We start from the raw sequence: 22,194 nt of genomic DNA, 5'->3' as shown, positions 1-22,194 counted from the left end.
TTGTGCGAGATTTTAACTGAAAACCCTCAACGAATGAATGCGTTGAAGCCGTTTATTGACATTATTAATAAAAAACGCGCCAATTGGCGCGCTTTCTTGGCATTTTAAAAGATTATGCTACTGAATCTTTTAAACCTTTACCCGCTTTAAAGCTTGGTACTTTGCTTGCTTTAATTTCAAGTGTAGCACCTGTTTGTGGGTTACGACCTGTGCGAGCAGCACGCTCTTTCACATTAAATGTACCAAAACCAACGAGGGTTACAGTATCACCCGCTTTAAGCGCTTCAGTAATAGAAGCAATTGTTGCGTCTAAGGCCTTACCTGCATCAGTCTTAGACAATCCCCCTTTCTCTGCAATTGCATCGATTAATTCTGATTTATTCATGAAAATTACGTCCTCTTAATATCGTTTATTTAAGGTCCAGAGATTTAATTTAAATTACCGTAACGCCTTTATAGCAATGCTTTGAGGGTAAAAGCAATACTCCCTGCACGCTTTTATGCAAAATAAATGGTAAAAACGATGGAACTGTTAGCCTCTATTCAGTTTTGCCCTAAAATACCCGATGTATAATAAAGCAACATCCTTTAAGCCCCCCTTTCCACAGAATTACTTTTTCGCAACATCTTCTTTTAATTGTTTATTTTCTTCAATCAACGCATCGACTTTGGCATGTAATTGCAGTACCAATTGCTCCAAATGTTGTAGGTCTTTTGCTGTCACCAAGCCAATTCTATTTAAAGAATGATTGACGCTATGGTCAATTAAACGCTCAACTTTATCTTTAGTATCAATGACCGACTCTTTGGCTTTTTCAGACACTTTTTCAACTGTTTGATCGGCAATTTCTGTAGTTTTAGATTCTAATTCCTCACCCACCTTGACCAGAGAGTCAAACAATTTATTGCCTTCTTCTTCTGCGCGTGAAAATGCACCTAAACCTGCTAGCCAAATTTGCTTGGTATATTTACGAAAATCGAGTGATGATTTACGTCCTGAGCGTAATTTATCTTTATTTTTCAATGTGGTTTCTGGTTCAACCAAATGCTCTTCTACGCTATCCGTCGTTTTTTCCATGAACCTCTCTCCTGCTTATTTTATGCGCACATAAATGTAATAAACCTACAAAATGCTTTCATAATAGCAAATTAAATACTTGATCGTTTTGCTAAACTGTTCTACAAAGCAAGATTATTCGCTGCGCTTCTTAGAATGTATTCTCAACGAAGCGCAAAACAAGGAATTCAACTTTAGATTTAGGGACTTGATTTTATGAGTGATTCGCAACAAAGACAAAGTAATCCACATTTGTTGCTGACCATGCTCATGATTGTGCTGGAAACAATTTTTAGCTTTATTCTAAAACATGATCGTGTGGTCGCTTTGCAGGCTAAAAAGTTTGTCGACCAGAAAATCACCATTAAAATTAATAGCTATATTCCTTATTTCGACATTTACGTGGAATTCAATCCAAACGGCATCTTATTTGACAGCAAAGCACCTGAACAAGCTGTCGATTTAGATGTGCGCACCACCCTCATAGATTTATTTAAAATCTTTATTTTAGGTAATCGTCGCAGTATTAAACACATGCGTATAGATGGTGACATTACCCTTAAAGATGAGTTTCGTGATCTAATTTTGCATTTTAGTGCACCCAAAGTTTTAGCTGACTGGAAACAATGGCTGAAAGAAGCACCGCAAGAACAAGAAGTGATTGGTTCTAAAAAGCGCATTGCCCCACTTTTAGACAAAATTGATGAACAACGCTCTAAGATCAACACCCTACAAGTTGAGCTTAAACAGCATAAAAACCGTATTCGTCGGATTGAACGTCGTCAAAAGCGCATTAACATCGTCTTTGGTGTAATAACAGTACTATTAATTACGTTATTAGTGTATAATTTATGGATCGTTTAAACGCATTAAAATATTAAGAAAAACAGCGTAAATCCTCGCGCACAATATCACAATAAAATACTTGACTAATTTAGTCGGGATTCATAGAATACCCATATCTAGTCTAATCATGTGTATCGAATCATGCGCTTAACAACTCGCGGTCGCTACGCAGTGACTGCTCTACTTGATTTAGCTTTGCAGCCAACTGAACAAACGATCACGCTTGCTGAAATTGCAGCCCGTCAAACTATTTCTGTTGCTTATCTTGAGCAGTTATTCGCAAAACTTAAGCGCCACGGCTTAGTGTCTAGTGTTCGCGGTGCTAACGGTGGTTACCATTTAGCACGTAGTGCAAATGAAATCACTGTGCTAGAAATCATTGAAGCCGTAAACGAAACTGTTGATGCAACGCGTTGCGACCATAAAGGCAACTGTCAAAATGGTGCAATGTGCTTGACTCACGACTTATGGCAGGAACTCTCCCATCATATTGCCGACTATCTCGCTAAAATCTCACTTGCTGATTTAGTTGCGCGTGACAACGTACAAACTGTTGCCATTCGCCAGAACACAGCACCGTTTGATTCAGCTCTGTTATCGGTTACAGGTATTTGACATGAAACGTCCAATTTATCTTGACTACGCAGCAACCACTCCTGTAGATCCTCAAGTTGCAGAACGCATGATGGAGTGCCTGACTTTTGATGGGACTTTCGGTAATGCCGCTTCTCGTTCGCACGCTTATGGCTGGCAAGCAGAAGAAAAAGTTGAATATGCACGTGAACAAGTTGCGAACTTGATCAAAGCAGACCCACGTGAAATCGTGTGGACTTCTGGTGCAACAGAATCAGATAACCTTGCACTAAAAGGCGTAGCACAATTCTATGCGTCTAAAGGCAAACACATTATTACCTCTAAAATTGAACACAAAGCCATTTTAGATACCTGCCGTGAGCTTGAATCTGAAGGTTTTGAAATCACGTACTTAGAGCCACAACCACAAACAGGTTTAATTACACCTGAAATGGTTGAAGCGGCAATTCGTCCAGACACAATTTTAGTGTCGTTGATGATGGTCAATAACGAAATTGGTACGATTACCGATGTCGCTGCAATTGGCGAAATCACCCGTGCCAAAAAAATCTTCTTCCACGTTGATGCTGCGCAAGCTGCAGGTAAGGTAGAAATTGATTTATCTACCTTAAAAGTAGACTTAATGAGCTTCTCTGCACACAAAATCTATGGCCCTAAAGGTATTGGTGCGCTATTTGTACGCCGCAGTCCACGCGTACGCTTAAAAGCACAAATGCATGGTGGCGGTCATGAGCGTGGCATGCGTTCAGGCACACTTGCAACCCACCAAATTGTAGGTATGGGCGAAGCATTTGAACTTGCAGGCAAAAACTTGGCTTCTGAACAAGCCCGTTTACGTGTATTGCGCGACAAACTTTGGAATGGCTTGAACACCATGGAACAAGTTTTCCTGAATGGTCACCCAACACTAAACGTAGCCAACTATTTAAACGTCAGCTTCAACTTTGTTGAAGGTGAATCTTTAATGATGTCTCTTAAAGATGCTGCGGTATCTTCAGGTTCTGCGTGTACTTCAGCGACTTTAGAGCCATCTTATGTATTACGTGCACTAGGTCTTTCAGACGAACTTGCACACAGCTCAATTCGTTTCAGTTTTGGTAAATACACCACTGAAGAAGATATTGATCATGTCCTAACTGTGACTAAAGCTGCTGTTGAAAAGTTACGTGAACTTTCACCGCTTTGGGATATGTATAAAGAAGGGATTGACCTTTCTAAAGTAGAATGGACTGAACACTAATTCATCCCAAATCTAATGGCTTTGACAGGAAGCCATTAGATTGATAAAGGTAATTTCACCCCCATATTTATATTAAGGCTGACCCCGAGGTTTGGAGAAGCGACATGGCTTATAGCGATAAAGTAATTGATCATTACGAAAACCCTCGTAATGTTGGCGTTTTAGACAAAAATGCTGAAAACGTTGGTACAGGTATGGTGGGCGCACCTGCATGTGGCGATGTAATGCGTCTGCAAATTCAAGTGAATGACGAAGGCGTGATTGAAGAAGCACGTTTCAAAACTTATGGTTGTGGTTCTGCCATTGCTTCTAGTTCTTTGGTTACTGAGTGGCTTAAAGGTAAAACTTTAGATGAAGCACAAGCGATCAAGAACATTGATATTGCTACCGAACTTGCCCTTCCACCAGTGAAAGTACACTGCTCTGTATTGGCAGAAGATGCAATTAAAGCTGCTGTAGAAGACTATCGCAGCAAAAAGACCAAAGCTTAATTTGCTAAGTTTTGTGGAAAAACAAACGGAGTTTTCATGATCAATTTAACTGAAAATGCTGCAACTCATATCAGCAATTACTTAAAGAATCGCGGTAAGGGTCAAGGTATTCGCGTTGGTGTGAAAACTTCAGGCTGTTCTGGTTTGGCTTATGTACTCGAATTTGTAGATGAAGTCGATACGCACGACCAAATGTTTGAACAGTTTGGTGTTAAAGTTTTCGTTGATCCGAAAAGCCTAGTTTACCTAGATGGCATGGAAATGGACTATGTCAAAAATGGTTTAAACGAAGGTTTCGAGTTTAACAACCCCAATAAAAAAGGTGAATGTGGCTGCGGTGAATCGTTCACGGTATAACGCCACCTCCCTCTTTTTAGCTTAAAACAGTGTACAATACACTGTTTTAATTGCATTTATGCAGCCAATTTTGCACACTAATCGCGGATTCCATCTCCCATGAATCATTTTGAGTTGTTTAATCTTCCTGTTGCACTCGATATTGATTTCGCTACTTTAAAAGCTGAATTTTTAAAGCTACAGCAGCAATATCACCCCGACAAAGCCGAAGACAAAGATCAAGCCTTGATTAAATCTAGTAAAATTAATCAGGCGTTTAAACAACTCTCTGCGGTAGACAGTCGTGCTGCATATTTACTCTCATTGAAAAAGCAAGATTATCATCTCGATCAATCCATCCATGACTTTGAATTTTTACAAGATGCCTTGGAAATTCGTGAGCAATTGGATGATGCCAACTGTGCCGATGACTTACAGTCATTAAAGGTTGAAGTACAACAATGGGTTGATGGCTTAGTCCGTGAATTTAAAATTGACTATGCCGAAGAAGATTGGGCAGAAGCGCGTGACACTGTGCGTAAATTACGCTTTTTCATGAAAGTTATGGCTGACCTAGACAAAGCTGAAGATCGTTTCCTTGATGATGACAGTTTTGATTTAGACGATGATTTTTAATTTTAGTTTGTATTTTAATATTTAACGGGCAAAGGATTTTACATAATGGCGCTCTTGCAAATTGCAGAACCAGGTCAATCAAGTGCACCGCATGAACATCGCATTGCGATTGGCATTGACTTAGGCACCACTCATTCATTGGTTGCCACAGTTCTTTCTGGTAAAGCCAAAGTCTTGCATGATGAGCAAGGTCGCGTGCTACTGCCTTCTATCGTCCATTATGCAGAGCAAAATACACATTATGGCAATGCTGCTGCGCCATTTATTACTACAGACCCTAAAAACACGATTGTTTCAGTCAAGCGTTTTATGGGTCGTTCTAAAGCGGACATTAAATTTCAACATCCATACACGTTAGTGGGTGAAGACAATCAAATGCCTGCTTTTGAAACAGCTCAAGGCCGTAAAACACCTGTTGAAATTTCGGCAGAATTACTTAAACAACTCAAAGACCGCGCAGAAGCCAGCTTACAAAACCCTGTAAATGGTGCAGTGATTACTGTTCCTGCTTATTTTGATGAAGCTCAACGCCAAGCCACACGTGACGCTGCCGAGCTTGCAGGTTTAAAAGTATTGCGTTTATTGAATGAACCGACTGCAGCAGCGGTTGCCTACGGTTTAGATCAAGACACCAACTTGGCTCAAGACCGTAACTATGTGATTTACGACTTGGGCGGTGGTACGTTTGACGTTTCTATTTTACGTTTCTCTCAAGGTGTTTTTGAAGTTTTAGCCACAGGCGGCCACACTGCTTTAGGTGGTGATGACTTAGATCGTCTGATTGTAAAATGGGCAAAAAAACAGCTGAATATTGAAAGTTTAGATGATGCAGAATATGCACACTTTATTGTGTCTGCACGTAAAGCCAAAGAAGCGCTCAGCAATGCAGAAAGTGTTGAATTAAAACTGTTAGAGCACACGCTGCAATTAGACCGCGCAAACTTTGAAAGTATTATTCAGGTTGCTTTAGATAAAACCATTAGTGTATGCAAACGTGTATTACGCGATGCCAAACTTGACCTAGATGACATTCAAAATGTAGTTTTAGTTGGTGGTTCAACACGTTCTTATGCCGTGCAAAAAGCTGTTCGTGAAGTATTTAATCAAGAACCATTATGCACAATTAACCCAGATGAAGTGGTTGCAATTGGTGCATCAATTACCGCCAATCAACTAATTGGTAACAGCAAAGATGGTTCGTTGCTATTAGACGTTACCCCACTGTCTTTGGGTTTAGAAACCATGGGCGGTTTGGTGGAACGCTTAATTTCACGCAATACTGCAATTCCTGTAGCACGTCGCCAAGAATTTACCACTTATCAAGATGGCCAAACTGCCATGTTGATTCATGTGGTACAAGGTGAGCGTGATTTGGTAGAACATTGTCGTAGCTTAGGTCGTTTTGTGCTACACGGTATTCCACCAATGACTGCGGGTCAGGCACGCATTGAAGTTACGTTCCAAGTCGATGCTGATGGCTTGCTCAGTGTTTCTGCTAAAGAAACCACTTCTAGTGTGACTGCAAATATCGACATCAAGCCATCTTATGGTTTATCTGAAGCAGATACCGAGCGTTTGCTGCTAGATGGTTTCAAATATGCAGAAGAAGACAAGCAATTGCGTCATTTGCATGAAACCAAAGTTGAAGCACAACGTGAACTTGAAGCTTTACAACAAGCCTTAAAAGTAGATGCACAACTATTAAGCCCAGAACAATTAGAAGCTTTAAATACTGCCAAAGCACAGTTGGAAGCCGAATTGACTGGACAAGACATTAAAGCCATTGAACATGCTGTTGAACAGCTTAAAATACACAGTGATGCTTTTGCTGCAATTCGTATGAATCAACATATTGATGCAGCACTTAAAGGCACTAAACTCGACGACTGGTCAAACTCAAACTAATTTAAGGTAAAGATTATGCCACGTATTAAAGTACTTCCACATGCGCAATTCTGCCCAGAAGGTGCTGAGTTTGAAGTCGAACAAAATGCCAACTTATGCGAAAGCTTACTTGAAAATGGCATTAAAATTGAACATGCTTGCGATATGTCTTGTGCATGTACCACTTGCCACGTTGTTGTTCGTAAAGGCTTTGACAGCCTAGAAGAAATGGATGATGTTGAAGCTGACTTATTAGACCGTGCTTGGGGTTTAGAGCCTGATTCACGCTTATCTTGTCAGGTTAAAGTGGTCAATGAAGACTTGGAAGTCGAAATTCCAAAATACACCATTAACCATGCTTCAGAAAATCATTAATCATAAAATGATGCTAATTCTAAAAAACTGCGCTACGGCGCAGTTTTTTTATTGCACAACTTTAGATTTAAAATTTTTGAGGATTTAAAAGTTAAACGAGATCTACATTATAAGAAAAATTTTAGTGTTTTTCAGGAATATGAGTTTTGGCAATTTCTTCAACAGGTGGATGTTCAATCACTTCATCTTCAAGATTAAGTTTTACAATGCCCTGTGAGTTGGTCAGCTTTTGCTGCGTTTGAATTCTTTTAATCATTTTTTCTAATACGGTAATTAGCTCAGGATATTCAAAATTCTGCACTTCATCCAAATTAAGCAACAAATGAAAACCTTTATATTCGTAGTCAAACCAACGCTGATAATCCGACTTGCTGGCCGCATATTTTTCCATCACTTGCCAAGTTTTTACAGGACCTTGAATCCCCTTTAAAAAGATCGGTGCTTTCGGAGCACACAAATAATCATTTTTAATCAGTTTATAAGTGTCATCTGAAAGTAAAATTTCATCAACTTCGGCCGCACTTTGCAAACGCGCAGCTAAGTTAGCATCACGCCCAACAATGGTATATGCCATCCGATGTGCTGCACCGTAGTTCCCAACGTGGCAATATCCTGTACTGATACCCATACGAATATGTAAAGGCGGATAGCCCATTTTGACCCAACGTTCGCGTAACAATTTCATTTGCTGACGCATCGCAATAGCCATCTCTACACAAGTTTTAGCATCTTGTTCAACACCTTGCGTATTTGGATCACCAAAGAAAATTAAAATCGCATCACCCATAAACTTATCCACCGTCGCTTCATATTGCTTGGCAATTTCGGTCATGTGGCTTAAATAATCATTGAGCAGGAATGCTAAATCATCTGGAATTAGTGTTTCAGAAAGTTCAGTAAAGCCTTGAATATCAGAAAAGAAAATCGTCATTTTTTTACGTTTATATTCAATTTTCGCTTCCGACTCACCTTTCATAATCGATTGCCACAACTGCAAAGGTGCATAGCGACTAAGCTGATTCGCAAATTCCATATAGCGGTTCATTTGTGTGTAGTAATGGTCTTTCTTTGCCGTGGTATAGCGGATACGACGTGCCTGATAGGCACTGCCCATGCCAAAGTAAAAGATCATACATAAAAAGGCTAAAATCGTAAGTTCGGTACTGCTTTGTTCAAAATATTCGTTAAAACCAAAAATAAAAATATTACAAAAATAAAAAACTGTGACCGCCAATAAGGATGCCAATGCCACCAAAAAGAAAGAAACTTTAATATAAATGGCGGTATATAGCAGCGCAAATAAAGCGGCAAAAGTAAGTACCAAATTCAGATGTACCGCAGACAAACATACTGCGACTACCACAATATCAATAATAAACAGGATATTACGCTTGGCTTGATGACTATATTTATATTGCAGCCAACGCGAAAATTTAGGAATTATCAGTAATAAAAAAGTAAGAAAAAACGGAAGGTAAATTTGATAATTGGTATCGGCGTAGGTGTAGTGATAGACCACCATAATCAGGGATAAACTTGCATACCCGACTAAACGATGCAGAAATTCGAATTGTTTGGGATCTCTTTCCATCCAATTGTACATGAACACCGCGGCCTACTCCAATCTAGGATTAAAAAGCCACGCATCCTGCGTGGCAATTCATTTCAATTAATCCATTCGCCAGTCAAATGGCATATCGCCTTGACCACGCAGAGCAAGCATCAAGGTTTGACGCATGTGAGCCAAAACTTCATTGCTGTATGGTACAGCTGGCGTACCCCAAACTGGTTTAGGCCAAGCCACATCATTTTGATAACGCACGACGTGATGAAAATGCAATTGTGGAACCATATTACCTAAAGCCGCCACATTCATTTTATCGGCACGGAATACACGTGATAATTGGCTAGATAACCAGCTAGATTCACGTAAAAATTGTTCTTGGTCTGCCTGGCTTAATTCGTATAGTTCTGTAACCCCTGGCACACGTGGAATTAGAATTAACCAAGGGAATTGCATATCATTCATTAAACGACATGTTGACAGAGGAAAGTCGCCTACAAAAAAAGTATCTTGAGCAAGTTGTGGATGCAAACTAAACATATCTTTATAAATGACGCAAATTGTAATGATGGGTAATACTATCACATCCCTAGTGAACTGAGTATGATTCCCATCATGTTTCGATGTAAATAAAGTGCAATTTTAACCAAATTCATCATGAATAATATTCATTATAGAATCAGAGGTTTCTTAGCAAATATTCATAAATTTACCGATATGATATTTGGATCAATTTGCATTTTTAAACTCAGCTGTGCAAAGTTTTTAGCAGGCTATTTAATAGATCGGCAATAAATTGAATCCGCTTTTCAGCTTCCTCCAACATCACCATCACTTTTAAACGCTGTCCACCATCCATACGGAAATAGGTCGGATGTTTTTGCATCATTTGAATGATGCTCATGGCTTGCACAGGTGTATCTGGTGAAAATTCGATATGACCGCCATTTGTACCAATATCAATTTTAGTGATGCCCAACTGCTCTGCTTTTAAACGCAGTTGATGTACAGCAAATAATTGTTTCACCGCTTGTGGTGGAATACCAAAACGGTCAATCAACTCCATACGGATATGATCAAGCTTTTCTTGAGTATCGGTATTACTAATGCGTTTGTAGAACAATAAGCGCTGATGCACATCGCCCAAATAATCATCTGGAATTAAAGCAGGCATGTGCAGGTTGATTTCTGCAGTTAAAGACAATGGTGCATCGAAGTTAGGGGTTTTACCTTTTTGAATGGCTTTGGTGGCTTTTTCCAGCATTTCCATATACAGGCTATAACCAATAGCTTGCATTGAACCGCTTTGTTGCTCACCCAGTAATTCGCCCGCACCACGAATTTCCAAGTCTTCGGTTGCCAGCATAAAACCTGCACCCAAAGTTGAGGCACGCTGAATCGCATCCAAGCGTTTTTCAGCATCGCCTTTTAAGCCCTTAATGGAAGGTACCAGCAAATACGCATAAGCTTGGTGATGCGAACGTCCAACACGACCACGTAGTTGGTGCAACTGCGCCAATCCGAGTTTATCTGCACGTTCAATTAAAATGGTATTGGCATTTGGAACATCAATCCCTGTTTCAATAATGGTTGAGCAAACCAACACGTTATATTCTTTATGATAAAACTGCTGCATGACTTGCTCTAATTCACGCTCGCGCATTTGCCCATGCGCAACTGCAACCCGCGCTTCTGGTACCAATTCACGAATGGTTTCAGCACTACGCTCAATGGTTTCCACTTCATTATGCAGGAAATACACCTGACCACCACGTAACAATTCACGTAAAATGGCTTCTTTCACCGTATCGCCTGTATGCTCTTGCACAAAGGTTTTGACCGCTAAACGGCGTGCAGGTGGTGTGGCAATAATGGATAAATCGCGCATACCGCTAAATGCCATATTTAAGGTACGTGGAATTGGCGTTGCGGTTAAAGTCAGCATATCCACATCGGCGCGCAGCGCTTTAATACGTTCTTTGTCACGCACCCCAAAACGATGTTCTTCATCGACAATCATTAAACCCAACTGCTTGAACTGAATATTTTCTTGCAGAATTTTGTGCGTCCCAATCACAATATCGACTTTGCCTTCAGCTAAATCTTCAATGGTTTTTTGATGAGATTTGCTTGAACCAAAACGCGATAAGACTTCAATACGCACAGGCCAGTCGGCAAAACGGTCTTTAAAAGATTCATAATGCTGTTGTGCCAACAATGTGGTCGGAACCAATACCGCGACTTGTTTATTATTCTGTACCGCGACAAATGCAGCCCGCATGGCGACTTCGGTTTTACCAAAACCAACATCACCACAGACCAAACGATCCATTGGTTTTGCCAGTTGCATGTCATGTAAAGTCGCTTCAATTGCATTGGCTTGGTCTAGGGTTTCTTCATAAGCAAAGCCACTGGCAAATTGCATATAAAGACTATGATCCAACTCAAAAGCAAAACCCGGTTTAGATTGACGACGTGCCTGAATATGCAGTAATTCTGCTGCCACATCGTGAATTTGTTCCAACGCTTTGCGTTTGGCTTTATTCCATGCATCTGTGCCTAATTTATGCAAAGGCGCAAGGTCTGGATCACCACCGCTATAACGGCTGATTAAATGCAAATTGGTAACAGGTACATACACTTTTGCAGCATCGGCATAATCAAGTTGTAAAAACTCATGCTCTTGCTCATCAATATTTAAAGTAATTAAACCTGCATAACGCCCTACGCCATAATCAATATGTACCACAGGTGCACCAATGCTTAACTCGGTCAAACTGCGAATTAAAAACTCTTCAGAAACTTCCTGCTGACGTTTACGACGGCGCTGCACCACACGATGTTCATACAACTGATTTTCTGAGATTACACTCAATTGATCTTGAATGACCAAGCCGCGATCTAAAGGTGCATTGGTAATCGCAATGGCTTGTAAAGACTGCTGAAATGCCTCAAAACTCTCCACTTGTGGAATTTCACCCAAAGCGGCACGCAACGCATCTTTTAAGGTTTCACGACGACCTGCACTTTCTGCCACCAATAAAACAGGATGATTGGCCGCATCAATATATTGCTTAACGGCATGAAAGGGTTGTTCTTGTTTAGGATCAACCGCCAAACGTGGTGGTACAAGTGTGCTTAAGTTCACTACACCTGCTTTTTGCTCAAAAGCTTCGGGCGATGCAATCACACGTCCAAATTGATTCAGTTGTTCTAATAATTGATTTGGTTGTAGGAATAATTGCTCAGGCGGCAAAATCGGCTGGTCGATGTTATGACGTCTGTCCTCATAACGATACAGCACATCTTTCCAAAATTGAGTTAAACAGTCATCCACCGCCTTATCTGTAATGACAATGCAATGCTTTGGTAAGTATGAAAGTAATGTATTTTGACCTTCAAGCTGTGCTTGAGTGAAGAATAACGGAAAATAAAACTCTAAACCAGGCGATGCAATGCCTTCTAACACATCCTGATACACAGGGTTCTTTTTCGGGTTTGCCGTTGGGAAACTTTCTGCATAGCGGTCACGGAAAATCGCACGACCTTCTCTTAATGGAAATTCTTTGGCGGGTAAAACCGTAAAATTCTGCAAACTTTGGGTGGTACGCTGCGTTTCTGGATCAAAAAACTTTAAGGTTTCAACTTCATCATCAAATAAATCAATACGGATGGGTGCTTCCTGTCCCGAAGCATAAATATCCATAATACTGCCACGCACAGCAAACTCACCATGATCATAGACTGTATCGACCAGATGATAGCCTGCTTGTACCAAACGCTGTTTTTGTTGTTCCAAAGCAAACTTTTGCCCAACACGAATATCGAAATGCTCGCCTAACACCCATGAGGTTGGTGCAACACGTTGTGCCAAAGTGGTTGCCGAAACCAACAATACACCTTGCTGCGGCATATTGGATAAAATCGCCAAACGCTCCGACACAATATCTTGATGCGGTGACAAGCGGTCATAAGGCAAAATTTCCCAATCGGGGAAAATAGTCGGTTTTACCCCGTAAAATTCTAATTCGCTTTCTAACTGCGCCAAATGTTGTTGATTGCGCGCGACAATCACAAATAAATGCTGATTCTGCTGACCAATTTCTTTAAATAATAATGCTGCGGCAGAACCTTGTAGATTACCAATCCAGCGTTTTTCGCCAGCTTTCAGTTGTGCTAAATTGAGTTGGGAAATTTCGTGTTGGAACATGTATATAGCTTTAGGGTCTAAACAACATGGGGCTTATACTAGCACGATGAATTGACGGTTTTACGTAATTTTTTTCATCCACCATTACAGCGTATTTAATTGCAAAATTTTATAAAACAGCGAGCTTTAAAGTTTGATACACACGCCTCTTTACTTTTGATCACGTAAAAACTGTCGATAATAATCATTCAATTTTTTAACAATCGCTTTAAATTCCAGTAAGTTTTCTTCGGTATTACCAAGCATTGTGTTAAAACGCTGTTGCGCAATTTCCAGATCAATTTTTTCATTGATAATCATAGCTGTAGAATACAGCTGTGCCAAATCATCAAACTGCTGCATACGGCGGTTGGATAAATAATTTAAACGCTCTGCCAAAACATCGTTAAGCAAAATACCATCGACAATATAGCCTTGTTCCGCATCCCATTGAATATTCTGTGCTTCTAAATAGGCAATTTCTTCGAGATTGGCTTTATTTTTAAACAACCCTGTAAGTTTGCTGAACATTTTGAACCTATAAATTGGCGAAATCAAAGTGAATGCTGCAGAGTTTAAATGCTTCACTAAAATAGATGCAACTGATCAGGGTGATTTATGCTCCCCTGATGTTATAAGTCAGTGTTTCAACCCCACTTTGCTTAGGCTATTTATAATGATGCATATTTTGCATCCTGCCAAATGCAAAAAAGCATCTTGAAGATGCTTTTATAACAATCAAAAAATGACTTAAAGCTTATTTGCCATAAGTTTGCTGTAAATACTTCACAATCTTGGCCGATTCAAAAAGCTGAGTCTGGGTATTTGGATCGATTAAAAATGGGACTTGAATATTATCACCCATAACTTTTAATACCTGCTCACGCTTACCACCTGCCAGTGGCACATATTTACCCGGTTTTAAACGTAATTTTGCCAAGCCTTGATCTTGCCAACGCTCTTTGGCTACATTATGAAATTTGAATGGCAACTCCAGTTCAGTCAATACACCACGTACTACACGTGTATAAGGACTTCCCTCAAAACCCCACAGTTCAATCAGTTGTTCAGGTGCAGCGCGCTCTACAATTTTCTGGTTAATCCACACACCACGTGCACCATTCAATAACGTGCCTGCAAGTGCAACATAAGGAATTTTAGGAAAATGCGCGTATTTTTTTGGCGTTTTTCCACTTTTGCCATAATGTTTGAATAAATGATGAATGATCTGCTGTGATTCATAGAGCTGATCACCTGTATTTTCATCAATTAAAAATGGAAACTGAGTTTTACCACCCAGTTGTTTCACCAAAGGTCGATATTTTGTGCCGCCTTTGGGGCATGGATAAACCTCATAATCCAAATTTAACAAGGTCATGACTTCGCGTACACGACGGCAAAATGGTGAACCTTCAAACTCATATAACTTTAAGGCTTTTTCGGGTTGCTTGGGAAATGCTGTCCCATTCACTCCACGTCCACCTTCGGTAAGCATAGATGCCACTGCCTGAATGACTTTAATTTGATGATGCACCATTTTGTTTTCCTTGTGATGTGCTCAGCAATTTGATGACTGCGCCATCAAACCGCTTATAAATCGACCAACTTTTCTTTTGCCACAATAATACCGTTGTTATCAGCATAGACATAATCGCCCGAATTAAAAGTGACTTGTCCGAAATGCAAACTCACATCCACTTCACCCACGCCTTTGCGGTTACTTTTTTGTGGAATTGAAGCCAAAGCATGTACACCTAAATCAAGTGCTGCAATTGCATCGACATCACGTACACAGCCGTAAATGATCACGCCATTCCAGTGATTTTTCACTGCGGATTCAGCAATCAAGTCACCCATTAAGGCACAGCGCATAGATGCCCCACCATCTACCACCAAAACTTTGCCCGTGCCATCGGTTGCCAACAACTCTTTTACACGCGAGTTATCTTCAAAGCACTTTACAGTCACAATTTGACCGCCAAAAGTTTTACGTGCACCGTAACTTTTGAAAAATTTGCCATCCAAAGATGGAATCACCACTTGAAGGTCATGTTCTGGATGGTCATCTAATAAGTCACAAGTTACGAATGGTACTGTAGACACGTTGTTCCCCTTTTACTTGGTTTTTTGTATTTGTAAATTATCATAAATTTGAAATTTATGAATTTGCGATTGCGCTGCCTCGACCATAGTATGAGCCACTTGCGTAGCACTTACTGGCTTATATGTAGAATGATCGGGAATAAATCGTGATATTTTAAGATACAGCTTTTGTCCTAAATCTTCTAAACGCCGTTGTTCGTTGCGCTCACCCAATAATAAAGATGGACGCAAAATTGATACTTTGTCTAAATCCAAACTTTCAATATATTGTTCTAGCTCACCTTTGACACGATTATAAAATACGGCTGATTTGGCTTCTGCTCCCAAAGCACTGACCAATATGTAATGCGTACCCTTCGCCTGCAATAATTCGGCAAAATGTGCATTGATGGTATAGTCCACAGCATAAAATCCCTGCTTTGAGCCTGCCTTTTTTAAGGTTGTGCCTAAACAACTGAATGCATGACTATAACCGCTCACATCTTCATCATTGAGCAATAAAAAGTCTTCGAGGAGTAACGTCTGGACTTTTTCTAAGCGATTTAATTCCGAGCAAGGTCTACGCAAAACAACGGTGATATTTTTACATTCAGGCAGCTGATTAAGCTGTTTGACCAATTGCTGCCCAACTAAACCATTCCCACCAATTACAATTGCATTTTGAATAGAATTTGTCATTTTTTAAACAATCTCTGAGGCTTAAAGCTAATCTACCTGTTTCTTTCTGATTTTTCTGCAGCTAAAATGTTGTCAAAGCATGTCAAGACTTGACTTAACTGTCTAGTTTCATCAAAATATGGCACTTGTTTACGGGCTGGTGATAATTCTTCTGATGTTGGTTTTCGGAAGTAATTGCAGCCCGCCCAGACCAATCTATTTCAAGGAGTGCACGAGTGGCAAACTCTGCTCAAGCTAGAAAACGTGCTCGTCAAAACGTTAAAGCACGTAAACACAACGCAAGCTTACGTTCTATGGTTCGTACTTATTTAAAACGCACAATCGCTGCTATTGCTGCAGGTGATTATGCGGTTGCTACTGAAGCTTACAAAAAAGCTGTTCCAGTAATTGACCGTATGGCTGATAAAGGCATCATCCATAAGAACAAAGCAGCTCGTCATAAGAGCCGTTTAAATGCTCAAGTTAAAGCTTTAGCTTCTAACTAAGTGTTAAACAAAAGAAGCCCGTTAAGGGCTTTTTTTGTGCCTGCTGTTTCGATAATTTATCAAATTAAGCAATCTTTAGTTTCTGCACGCCAATTACATCACTTCAAATACACCTGCCACCATAAAATAAATAACACCTCCTGAACTGGTCAAAAGGTGTTTTAAATTAATGAAGATGAATAATTCAGACGAAGAATTATTTCAGCATCAGTCGTAAATTTTGTGGACTTAAATAAGCCAGTTGCAAACTGTTATTAGCCTTTAATTGCGTCCATTGCTGATTCGCACCACCTGTGCAACCATAACGAATTAAACGCGCGCGGTTTTCTTTTAGGTAGCCATGCTCTAAATCAAAACACTGACTCCCCTGACGAATCGTTCCCGAAGCTGTGTGCATTTCCCAGACCTGACTGTCTTTAGATGTACTGCAGCTTGCAAGTGAGACCACATTGCCGTTGTTAGTTAAGCACTGATCCATTTCTGCTTTGCTGTGAATACGCCCCAAACCATCATAAATCCACTGCTCAGTTGCATCGCCTGTACAGCCACTTGCTCCACTAATGTAAGCATTTTTCTGACCACTCGCCAAAGTTTCAACTTTCAAACAGTTATTTCTGTTTTTCATTAGTGTTGCTTCAGCCACAATATTTTCATTGCCTAAACCCAATCGCTCCACAAAATTGTGCAATGCTGTTTCCGCTTCAGGCTTAGTCTTTTCTAAATCGGCACGATAAACATTCATCCAGCGGTTTAAACGATAAATCGTATTTTGCTGTTGTTCATAACGCTGTAATTGTTGCTGTGCAGTTGCACTTAGCTCTTGACGATAATCTGCATAAGAATCATACAATAGTTGTGCAGCAGGTTTTAAAGCCACCACAGCTTGACTGGCTTGCGCTTCCAACTGCTTCTGAAAATCAGGCATTTCAACTTTTCTTAAAGCTTCATAGCCATGTGTACGACCAATTTTTACCGCAGGTTGAATACTATCGCTATATTGCGGAATATTCAGTGTCGATAATAACTTCTCGGCATGATTGGCTTTTTTACAGTATAAATTCACCTGTTTTGGCTGCTCAGCAAGTGCTAAATTGACATGCAGTTTATTGGCATTGCTGGTCATACGGTTAGGTGCCAATGCTACGTTCTGATTACGATTGGCATATTGAACATCTAACCAACATGCGGCATTTTCAGCAGCACGATTTGCCACAGGTAAATTATAAACATTACCCCAGTTACTGCGTGCAGCAGGATACAACACACCTTGCTGAGTTTCAGGATCATATCCGCCAATAATAGTAATTACAGGCACACCAAATAGGCGCGGTTTTAAATAGTAACCATCGGCACTGTTGTACCAAACCTGATTGGAGCTTGGTACTTTTGGATAAACCACTTCCATTTGGCGTGTGTCTTTATTCCAAATTTTATAACCACTTGGTGAGCTTTCATCCCAAACATGTCGCGCCCCAAAGTGGGGTTGAATCCGAATATGGGTACTGTAACCCGTGTAATGGGTATAACGCGAAATGCTATGTTGGTTGCACCACCTGACATCGCATCCCAACCATAAGCATATTGTTTCAGGAAGTTAGGCACACCATTTTTGCCATCACCCAAGTTTCGAGTATGCCACGCCAAGTTGCCACGCATTTTATTACGATACGCAATATAGCCCCAACCGCTGTCTGCATGGTGTGCAGCCCAGAACATATTTTCACCTTGTGAACCCGGATAATGCCCAAGACCATAATGATGCCCAATTTCATGGCTAAACTCGTTGCCCACAGAATCATACAGGGTCAACATACCATTACCGCCACTTAAACCATGCGTTTGATCACCATTTGTATATTTACCTCGTGCATGATGGGCAATTACAGTTTGTGTAAGTTGTGGCTGTTGATGACTCAACATCGAGGCACTGGTCACCCCCCAGTTGGCCAAGTTAATTCCTACACTAAAGGTCGATTTTGCAGTATTTTCCCGCATGTCCCCCGAATAGACACCACCTTCACCCGTACTTTGGGTATCATAAATCGTACCGTTAGCGACCATCACCCGATCTAGCTGAATGTCGTCGTATTTAGCCACAGTCATTTGCGCCGCAGGAATGGTTTGGAAATAATCGGTACCCGCTTTTTCAGGCTCTAATAACATATAATGCCCGCCAGACTTCGGCGGCGCAGTCAATAAACCAATACGAATATTGTTGAGTACCAATTCACCCGGTGCTGCAAAATCAATTTTTTCTGCGTCAAGTGCACCACTACGGTTTTTAGAATCAACCAAACGCAGCTTTAAACCGGGACGTACTTCATCCCAATTTAATTTAGCCGACCACGCACGCTTACTATACAGTACCTCGGCACGACCATCTTGATTGCTCTGGTCTGAAGCAGGAATCTGGGTTGGATCAAGTAAAGCAACACGACGTAACAAGCGTTCATTTTGATACACTTCAAGCTGCAAAGTGTCGATATTGTCCATGCCCTGATTTGGTGTAACCAATAATAATGCTTCTTTTTCTGCGGTCAAACGTGGCATTTTTTTCGCCTCGTTACCATTCGGATCAACCACATGCCCTTGAGCAAATTGAATCATTGCCTGAAAATCACCTTCTAAATCATTACGCACTTCACGTGATTCAGAATTGGCGTTGTAATCATAAAACCCAAGTGCCGATTGATTGATGACATCTTGTGTAGGTTCAGGGTAAGGATTAGCCACATTACCCACAGGTGGTTGCTGAGGAATTTCCAATGGTGTTGGATTTTCTTGATTTGAATTCCCAGCGGCATCCCCATCGCCACCACCACCACATGCGGCAAGCATGGATGATAATATACATACGCTTAATAGACTAAGCGAAAACCGAGTCACACTTTTCATTATTTATTCCACCCCAATGTCAATTTATGACAAAAAATATAAAAATAAACACATATTTTTCAATGGCTTGTATTTTTATATTAAATAGATGTATAAAATTATGCAATTCTCAAGTTTCATATCGCTTTATATTTTCAACACAATTTTATTAATTTTTCTTTATAAAAATCAGCGAATTTTTAAAGCAGCACACAGATTGATAGACAATATTTGATCGAGTTTGCGCTCACAACTGCATAAAATGAAGGAAAAAAAGAGAATAAAATTTGAATTATTTTTTTTAATTTCTGACAGACGGTATTCTATCGTACTGAATGGATAGCACTAGAATATGCGTTCAATGTTCTGCTTAAACTTTCTGACGAAATTGCGAGATATCTAAAGTGTGAATCTGACCGCGCCAAATCCATTTTAGCTTGGATTCTAAAAACTCATCACCTTCAAACCAAACGAATAAACCTTCCATCATGTCTGGCCAATCGGCTTGCGTGACTTCATTACGTCCAGAAATCACCGCGATAATTGCAGCTAAAATCGTATCATGACTCACAGCTAAACTCAGTCCGTATTGGTTGGTTGGATGGGTGTTATAAATCAGCTCAAGGACATCCACGACACCATGAATCGGATGTTTCATGCCGGGCAAGGCATTATTCACAAAACTATTAATAAAGCCTAAAGCACCCTGTTTCTGAAAATATGGGCCTGCCTGTTTGATATCAAGTACAAAGCTTCCTGGTTCCACCAATAAACCTTGTTCTATAATTTCAATGTGATGGGTATTGGGTTCGAGGGTAATGCCATCTGCCCCACGAATCATTAAAGCAGCCGTATCGACACAACGCTGAATAGGACTTGAAATACAGTGTTGAATCACCCGATCTGTATTTCCAACCAAGTAGCCTCCCCATGCTTCGGCTAAATCGCGACCTTGTTCGGTCAATTGTAAATTATAGCCAGCCAAACCCTGACCAACGACAATTTCACGAATAGAATGACGGGTAAACAAAGTCACAGGCGTCTGAGCATCAGGCAATAAATCAATTGCTTTAAGCATACTTGCAGGGAGTAGTTCTAATGCCATGATCTAGCCAAAATTTTAACTTGGTTGCTTGACACTATACCATGTTCAGCACTTTGCTCAATCTGACTTCGCCATAAGTCCAAGTGCTTGTAAGGCAATCTGTTTCATCTGCGTATTTTTATAGGCGATAAAACCACCATTTAACAATGTATCGCGCTGATTATATAAAAATGCCCGCCCCTGAAAATCGACCAATCCACCACCTATTCGTTCCAATAAACATTGTCCTGCACTGGTGTCCCACTCAGAAGTCGGATGAAAACGTGGGTAAATATCGACACGATCTTCCAAAATCATGCAGAATTTATAAGCACTACCTGCTTTTAGTTCTTCAAAATTGGTCAACTGCGCCAAGCTTTTTAAATAGTCTGCATAGTGTGATTTTTTTTGACTACTGTGGCTTAATCCAATTTTTAGAACTGAAGATGTTACCGTGGGTTCAGACTGATAGAGATACCATTGCTGAGTTAAAATATGATATTTCAATGGCATACCCTGTTCAGGACAAAAATAAATAGTTTGCTCGCCTGGTACTGCAAGTACTGCAAAAGTTGTTTGCACACCACAAATTAAACTTAAATTAATGGTAAATTCAGGACGTTGATGTAAAAACTCTTTCGTGCCATCTAAAGGATCAAGCAACCAAAATTGCTGCCATTGCTGACGTTGGTCTTGCTCACCTTCTTCGGACAACACAGGTAAATTGGAGATTTTTGCCAAAGCCTGCATTAAATAATAATTGACTCGATAATCGGCTTGCGTAACAGGAGAATCATCGGTTTTCTTTTCTACATCAAAAGCAGCACCTGAACAATAATCTTGAAATTCCTGATTTAAAATTTCACACGCCTGCTGCACGATTGGCAATAACTGTAAAATTAAAGTATGCGTTGGCGCCTTTGTTTTTATAAACATAACTATCCTTTTTAGACTGTATCTAAAGGTCTAATTTTTCATTACTTTCATAAAAACATTGTAATAAAATTTACGGCTGATGCGTAGTTACAATTCAGCCTCTAAACATGCTAAATCAAGACTTTATGTATCAAGGCAATTCGTTTTCACTTAAGTTTTCTATTTATTGAGTGCTTAGTTAATTAATCTTTAAATGGATTGGATAAGCTTTTTTAAACATCGATAAAGTGAGTGCACCACTAACCAATAATAAAATACCCACAACCACCAAATAAGTTTCACCACCAAAAAAACCAATAATAATTGCAGCAATACCCAATAAACCCAAAATAGTGGTAATGGCAATTCCTAAAATAGACATCACAATTCCTTTTAAATTTATTTAATCATGAAAAATTGTCACTATTCTCAGGTATCGTTCTGTCATATTCATGCCTCTTTTGATAGTTAAAGCGTAACATTTGAGCGCACTTTGCCACATTTATATACAGAACTTATACTGAAATAGACTAAACACGACCTATTACATTTCACTGAGTTTGCTGAATAGCTTAAGTGCAGATTATGACAACTTGATGCATTTTATTTAAACAAACGAAATAACTGTACTTCCTCTGAAATAAGTTTTTTTCATACATGATTTTAAGCCTCTAATTCAGCACCCTCATCCTCTTGCGGAATATTCCTCATCTTGAGGGCTTTGTTGCACAAAGATTTGAAATGCAAAGCGCCCCTAATTGATCCAAATTTAAGGCGTAACTTGGGTAAGTGGGCGACCTAATTCCGTAAATCTGTTAAGGACTGCTACACGTGCATGGATCT

At 40.0% G+C, this 22,194-nt stretch carries 21 protein-coding genes and 1 pseudogene; 9 read left to right on the top strand and 13 right to left on the bottom strand.

Features of this window, described 5'->3' with window-relative positions; translation table 11 throughout:
* Positions 1-112: 112 nt before the first annotated feature.
* Positions 113-385: an HU family DNA-binding protein gene (locus tag FTU71_RS10530; protein ID WP_004976639.1), complete on the bottom strand. Its 273-nt coding sequence runs from the start codon at positions 383-385 to the stop codon at positions 113-115.
* A gap of 225 nt (positions 386-610) precedes the next feature.
* Positions 611-1,078, bottom strand: coding sequence for a phasin family protein (locus FTU71_RS10525; protein ID WP_178867785.1), 468 nt, complete (start codon positions 1,076-1,078; stop codon positions 611-613).
* Between the two features lie 195 nt (positions 1,079-1,273).
* Between FTU71_RS10525 and FTU71_RS10520 the strand changes: the two genes are divergently transcribed.
* The 8 genes from FTU71_RS10520 to fdx all read left to right on the top strand — a co-directional run bounded on the left by FTU71_RS10520 (position 1,274) and on the right by fdx (position 7,459).
* Positions 1,274-1,921, top strand: a complete 648-nt coding sequence (locus FTU71_RS10520) for a hypothetical protein (RefSeq protein WP_004976643.1) — start codon at positions 1,274-1,276, stop codon at positions 1,919-1,921.
* 123 nt (positions 1,922-2,044) lie between these two features.
* A complete protein-coding gene (locus FTU71_RS10515; protein WP_004976645.1) occupies positions 2,045-2,518 on the top strand; it encodes an Rrf2 family transcriptional regulator in 474 nt (157 codons plus the stop codon).
* A 1-nt stretch (position 2,519) separates the two neighbouring features.
* The gene (locus FTU71_RS10510; RefSeq protein WP_136143974.1) at positions 2,520-3,737 is read left to right on the top strand and encodes an IscS subfamily cysteine desulfurase; all 1,218 of its coding nucleotides are present in this window, start codon (positions 2,520-2,522) and stop codon (positions 3,735-3,737) included.
* A 104-nt stretch (positions 3,738-3,841) separates the two neighbouring features.
* Positions 3,842-4,228: a Fe-S cluster assembly scaffold IscU gene (iscU, locus tag FTU71_RS10505; RefSeq protein WP_004976649.1), complete on the top strand. Its 387-nt coding sequence runs from the start codon at positions 3,842-3,844 to the stop codon at positions 4,226-4,228.
* A gap of 36 nt (positions 4,229-4,264) precedes the next feature.
* Positions 4,265-4,585, top strand: a complete 321-nt coding sequence (gene iscA, locus FTU71_RS10500) for an iron-sulfur cluster assembly protein IscA (protein WP_004976650.1) — start codon at positions 4,265-4,267, stop codon at positions 4,583-4,585.
* A 99-nt stretch (positions 4,586-4,684) separates the two neighbouring features.
* Positions 4,685-5,200: a Fe-S protein assembly co-chaperone HscB gene (hscB, locus tag FTU71_RS10495; protein WP_004976652.1), complete on the top strand. Its 516-nt coding sequence runs from the start codon at positions 4,685-4,687 to the stop codon at positions 5,198-5,200.
* Positions 5,201-5,245: 45 nt separating this feature from the next.
* Positions 5,246-7,105, top strand: coding sequence for a Fe-S protein assembly chaperone HscA (hscA, locus tag FTU71_RS10490; protein ID WP_180111969.1), 1,860 nt, complete (start codon positions 5,246-5,248; stop codon positions 7,103-7,105).
* A 15-nt stretch (positions 7,106-7,120) separates the two neighbouring features.
* Positions 7,121-7,459: an ISC system 2Fe-2S type ferredoxin gene (fdx, locus tag FTU71_RS10485; RefSeq protein ID WP_004976656.1), complete on the top strand. Its 339-nt coding sequence runs from the start codon at positions 7,121-7,123 to the stop codon at positions 7,457-7,459.
* Between the two features lie 121 nt (positions 7,460-7,580).
* Here the strand turns inward: fdx and FTU71_RS10480 are convergent, their stop codons facing one another.
* The 7 genes from FTU71_RS10480 to FTU71_RS10450 all read right to left on the bottom strand — a co-directional run bounded on the left by FTU71_RS10480 (position 7,581) and on the right by FTU71_RS10450 (position 15,993).
* Positions 7,581-9,062: an adenylate/guanylate cyclase domain-containing protein gene (locus FTU71_RS10480; protein WP_004976658.1), complete on the bottom strand. Its 1,482-nt coding sequence runs from the start codon at positions 9,060-9,062 to the stop codon at positions 7,581-7,583.
* A gap of 66 nt (positions 9,063-9,128) precedes the next feature.
* Positions 9,129-9,563 carry an HIT domain-containing protein gene (locus tag FTU71_RS10475; protein ID WP_004976660.1) on the bottom strand — a complete coding sequence of 145 codons (435 nt, stop codon included), beginning with the start codon at positions 9,561-9,563 and terminating at the stop codon, positions 9,129-9,131.
* Between the two features lie 208 nt (positions 9,564-9,771).
* Entirely contained in the window at positions 9,772-13,233 is a 3,462-nt protein-coding gene (mfd, locus tag FTU71_RS10470) for a transcription-repair coupling factor (RefSeq protein ID WP_180111968.1), read from the bottom strand.
* Between the two features lie 150 nt (positions 13,234-13,383).
* The gene (locus FTU71_RS10465; RefSeq protein ID WP_004976663.1) at positions 13,384-13,743 is read right to left on the bottom strand and encodes a hypothetical protein; all 360 of its coding nucleotides are present in this window, start codon (positions 13,741-13,743) and stop codon (positions 13,384-13,386) included.
* 226 nt (positions 13,744-13,969) lie between these two features.
* The gene (locus FTU71_RS10460) at positions 13,970-14,749 is read right to left on the bottom strand and encodes a glutathione S-transferase N-terminal domain-containing protein (protein ID WP_004976665.1); all 780 of its coding nucleotides are present in this window, start codon (positions 14,747-14,749) and stop codon (positions 13,970-13,972) included.
* Positions 14,750-14,802: 53 nt separating this feature from the next.
* Entirely contained in the window at positions 14,803-15,315 is a 513-nt protein-coding gene (rraA, locus tag FTU71_RS10455; protein WP_004976667.1) for a ribonuclease E activity regulator RraA, read from the bottom strand.
* Between the two features lie 12 nt (positions 15,316-15,327).
* Positions 15,328-15,993 carry an NAD(P)H-binding protein gene (locus FTU71_RS10450; protein WP_180111967.1) on the bottom strand — a complete coding sequence of 222 codons (666 nt, stop codon included), beginning with the start codon at positions 15,991-15,993 and terminating at the stop codon, positions 15,328-15,330.
* Between the two features lie 215 nt (positions 15,994-16,208).
* Here FTU71_RS10450 and rpsT point away from each other — a divergent pair, with 215 nt between their 5' ends.
* Positions 16,209-16,478: a 30S ribosomal protein S20 gene (gene rpsT, locus FTU71_RS10445; RefSeq protein ID WP_004976669.1), complete on the top strand. Its 270-nt coding sequence runs from the start codon at positions 16,209-16,211 to the stop codon at positions 16,476-16,478.
* 196 nt (positions 16,479-16,674) lie between these two features.
* Here rpsT and FTU71_RS10440 read toward each other — a convergent pair.
* From FTU71_RS10440 to FTU71_RS10425, 4 genes and pseudogenes are all read right to left on the bottom strand, one after another.
* Positions 16,675-19,373, bottom strand: a pseudogene (locus FTU71_RS10440) (M66 family metalloprotease).
* Positions 19,374-19,722: 349 nt separating this feature from the next.
* The gene (locus FTU71_RS10435) at positions 19,723-20,457 is read right to left on the bottom strand and encodes a histidine phosphatase family protein (RefSeq protein ID WP_004976677.1); all 735 of its coding nucleotides are present in this window, start codon (positions 20,455-20,457) and stop codon (positions 19,723-19,725) included.
* Between the two features lie 57 nt (positions 20,458-20,514).
* On the bottom strand, positions 20,515-21,372 hold the full coding sequence (locus tag FTU71_RS10430; protein WP_131261461.1) for a 3'(2'),5'-bisphosphate nucleotidase CysQ: 858 nt from the start codon (positions 21,370-21,372) through the stop codon (positions 20,515-20,517).
* 178 nt (positions 21,373-21,550) lie between these two features.
* Positions 21,551-21,733 (bottom strand): hypothetical protein, encoded by a 183-nt coding sequence (locus FTU71_RS10425; RefSeq protein ID WP_179993810.1) that lies wholly within the window; start codon positions 21,731-21,733, stop codon positions 21,551-21,553.
* Positions 21,734-22,194: the final 461 nt, after the last annotated feature.

This window comes from Acinetobacter sp. YH12136 (genome assembly GCF_013418545.1).
Taxonomy (GTDB): Bacteria; Pseudomonadota; Gammaproteobacteria; order Pseudomonadales; family Moraxellaceae; genus Acinetobacter; species Acinetobacter towneri.
Note: the sequence above shows the minus strand (reverse complement) of the source record. Positions and strands in the feature narration are given on the sequence as shown.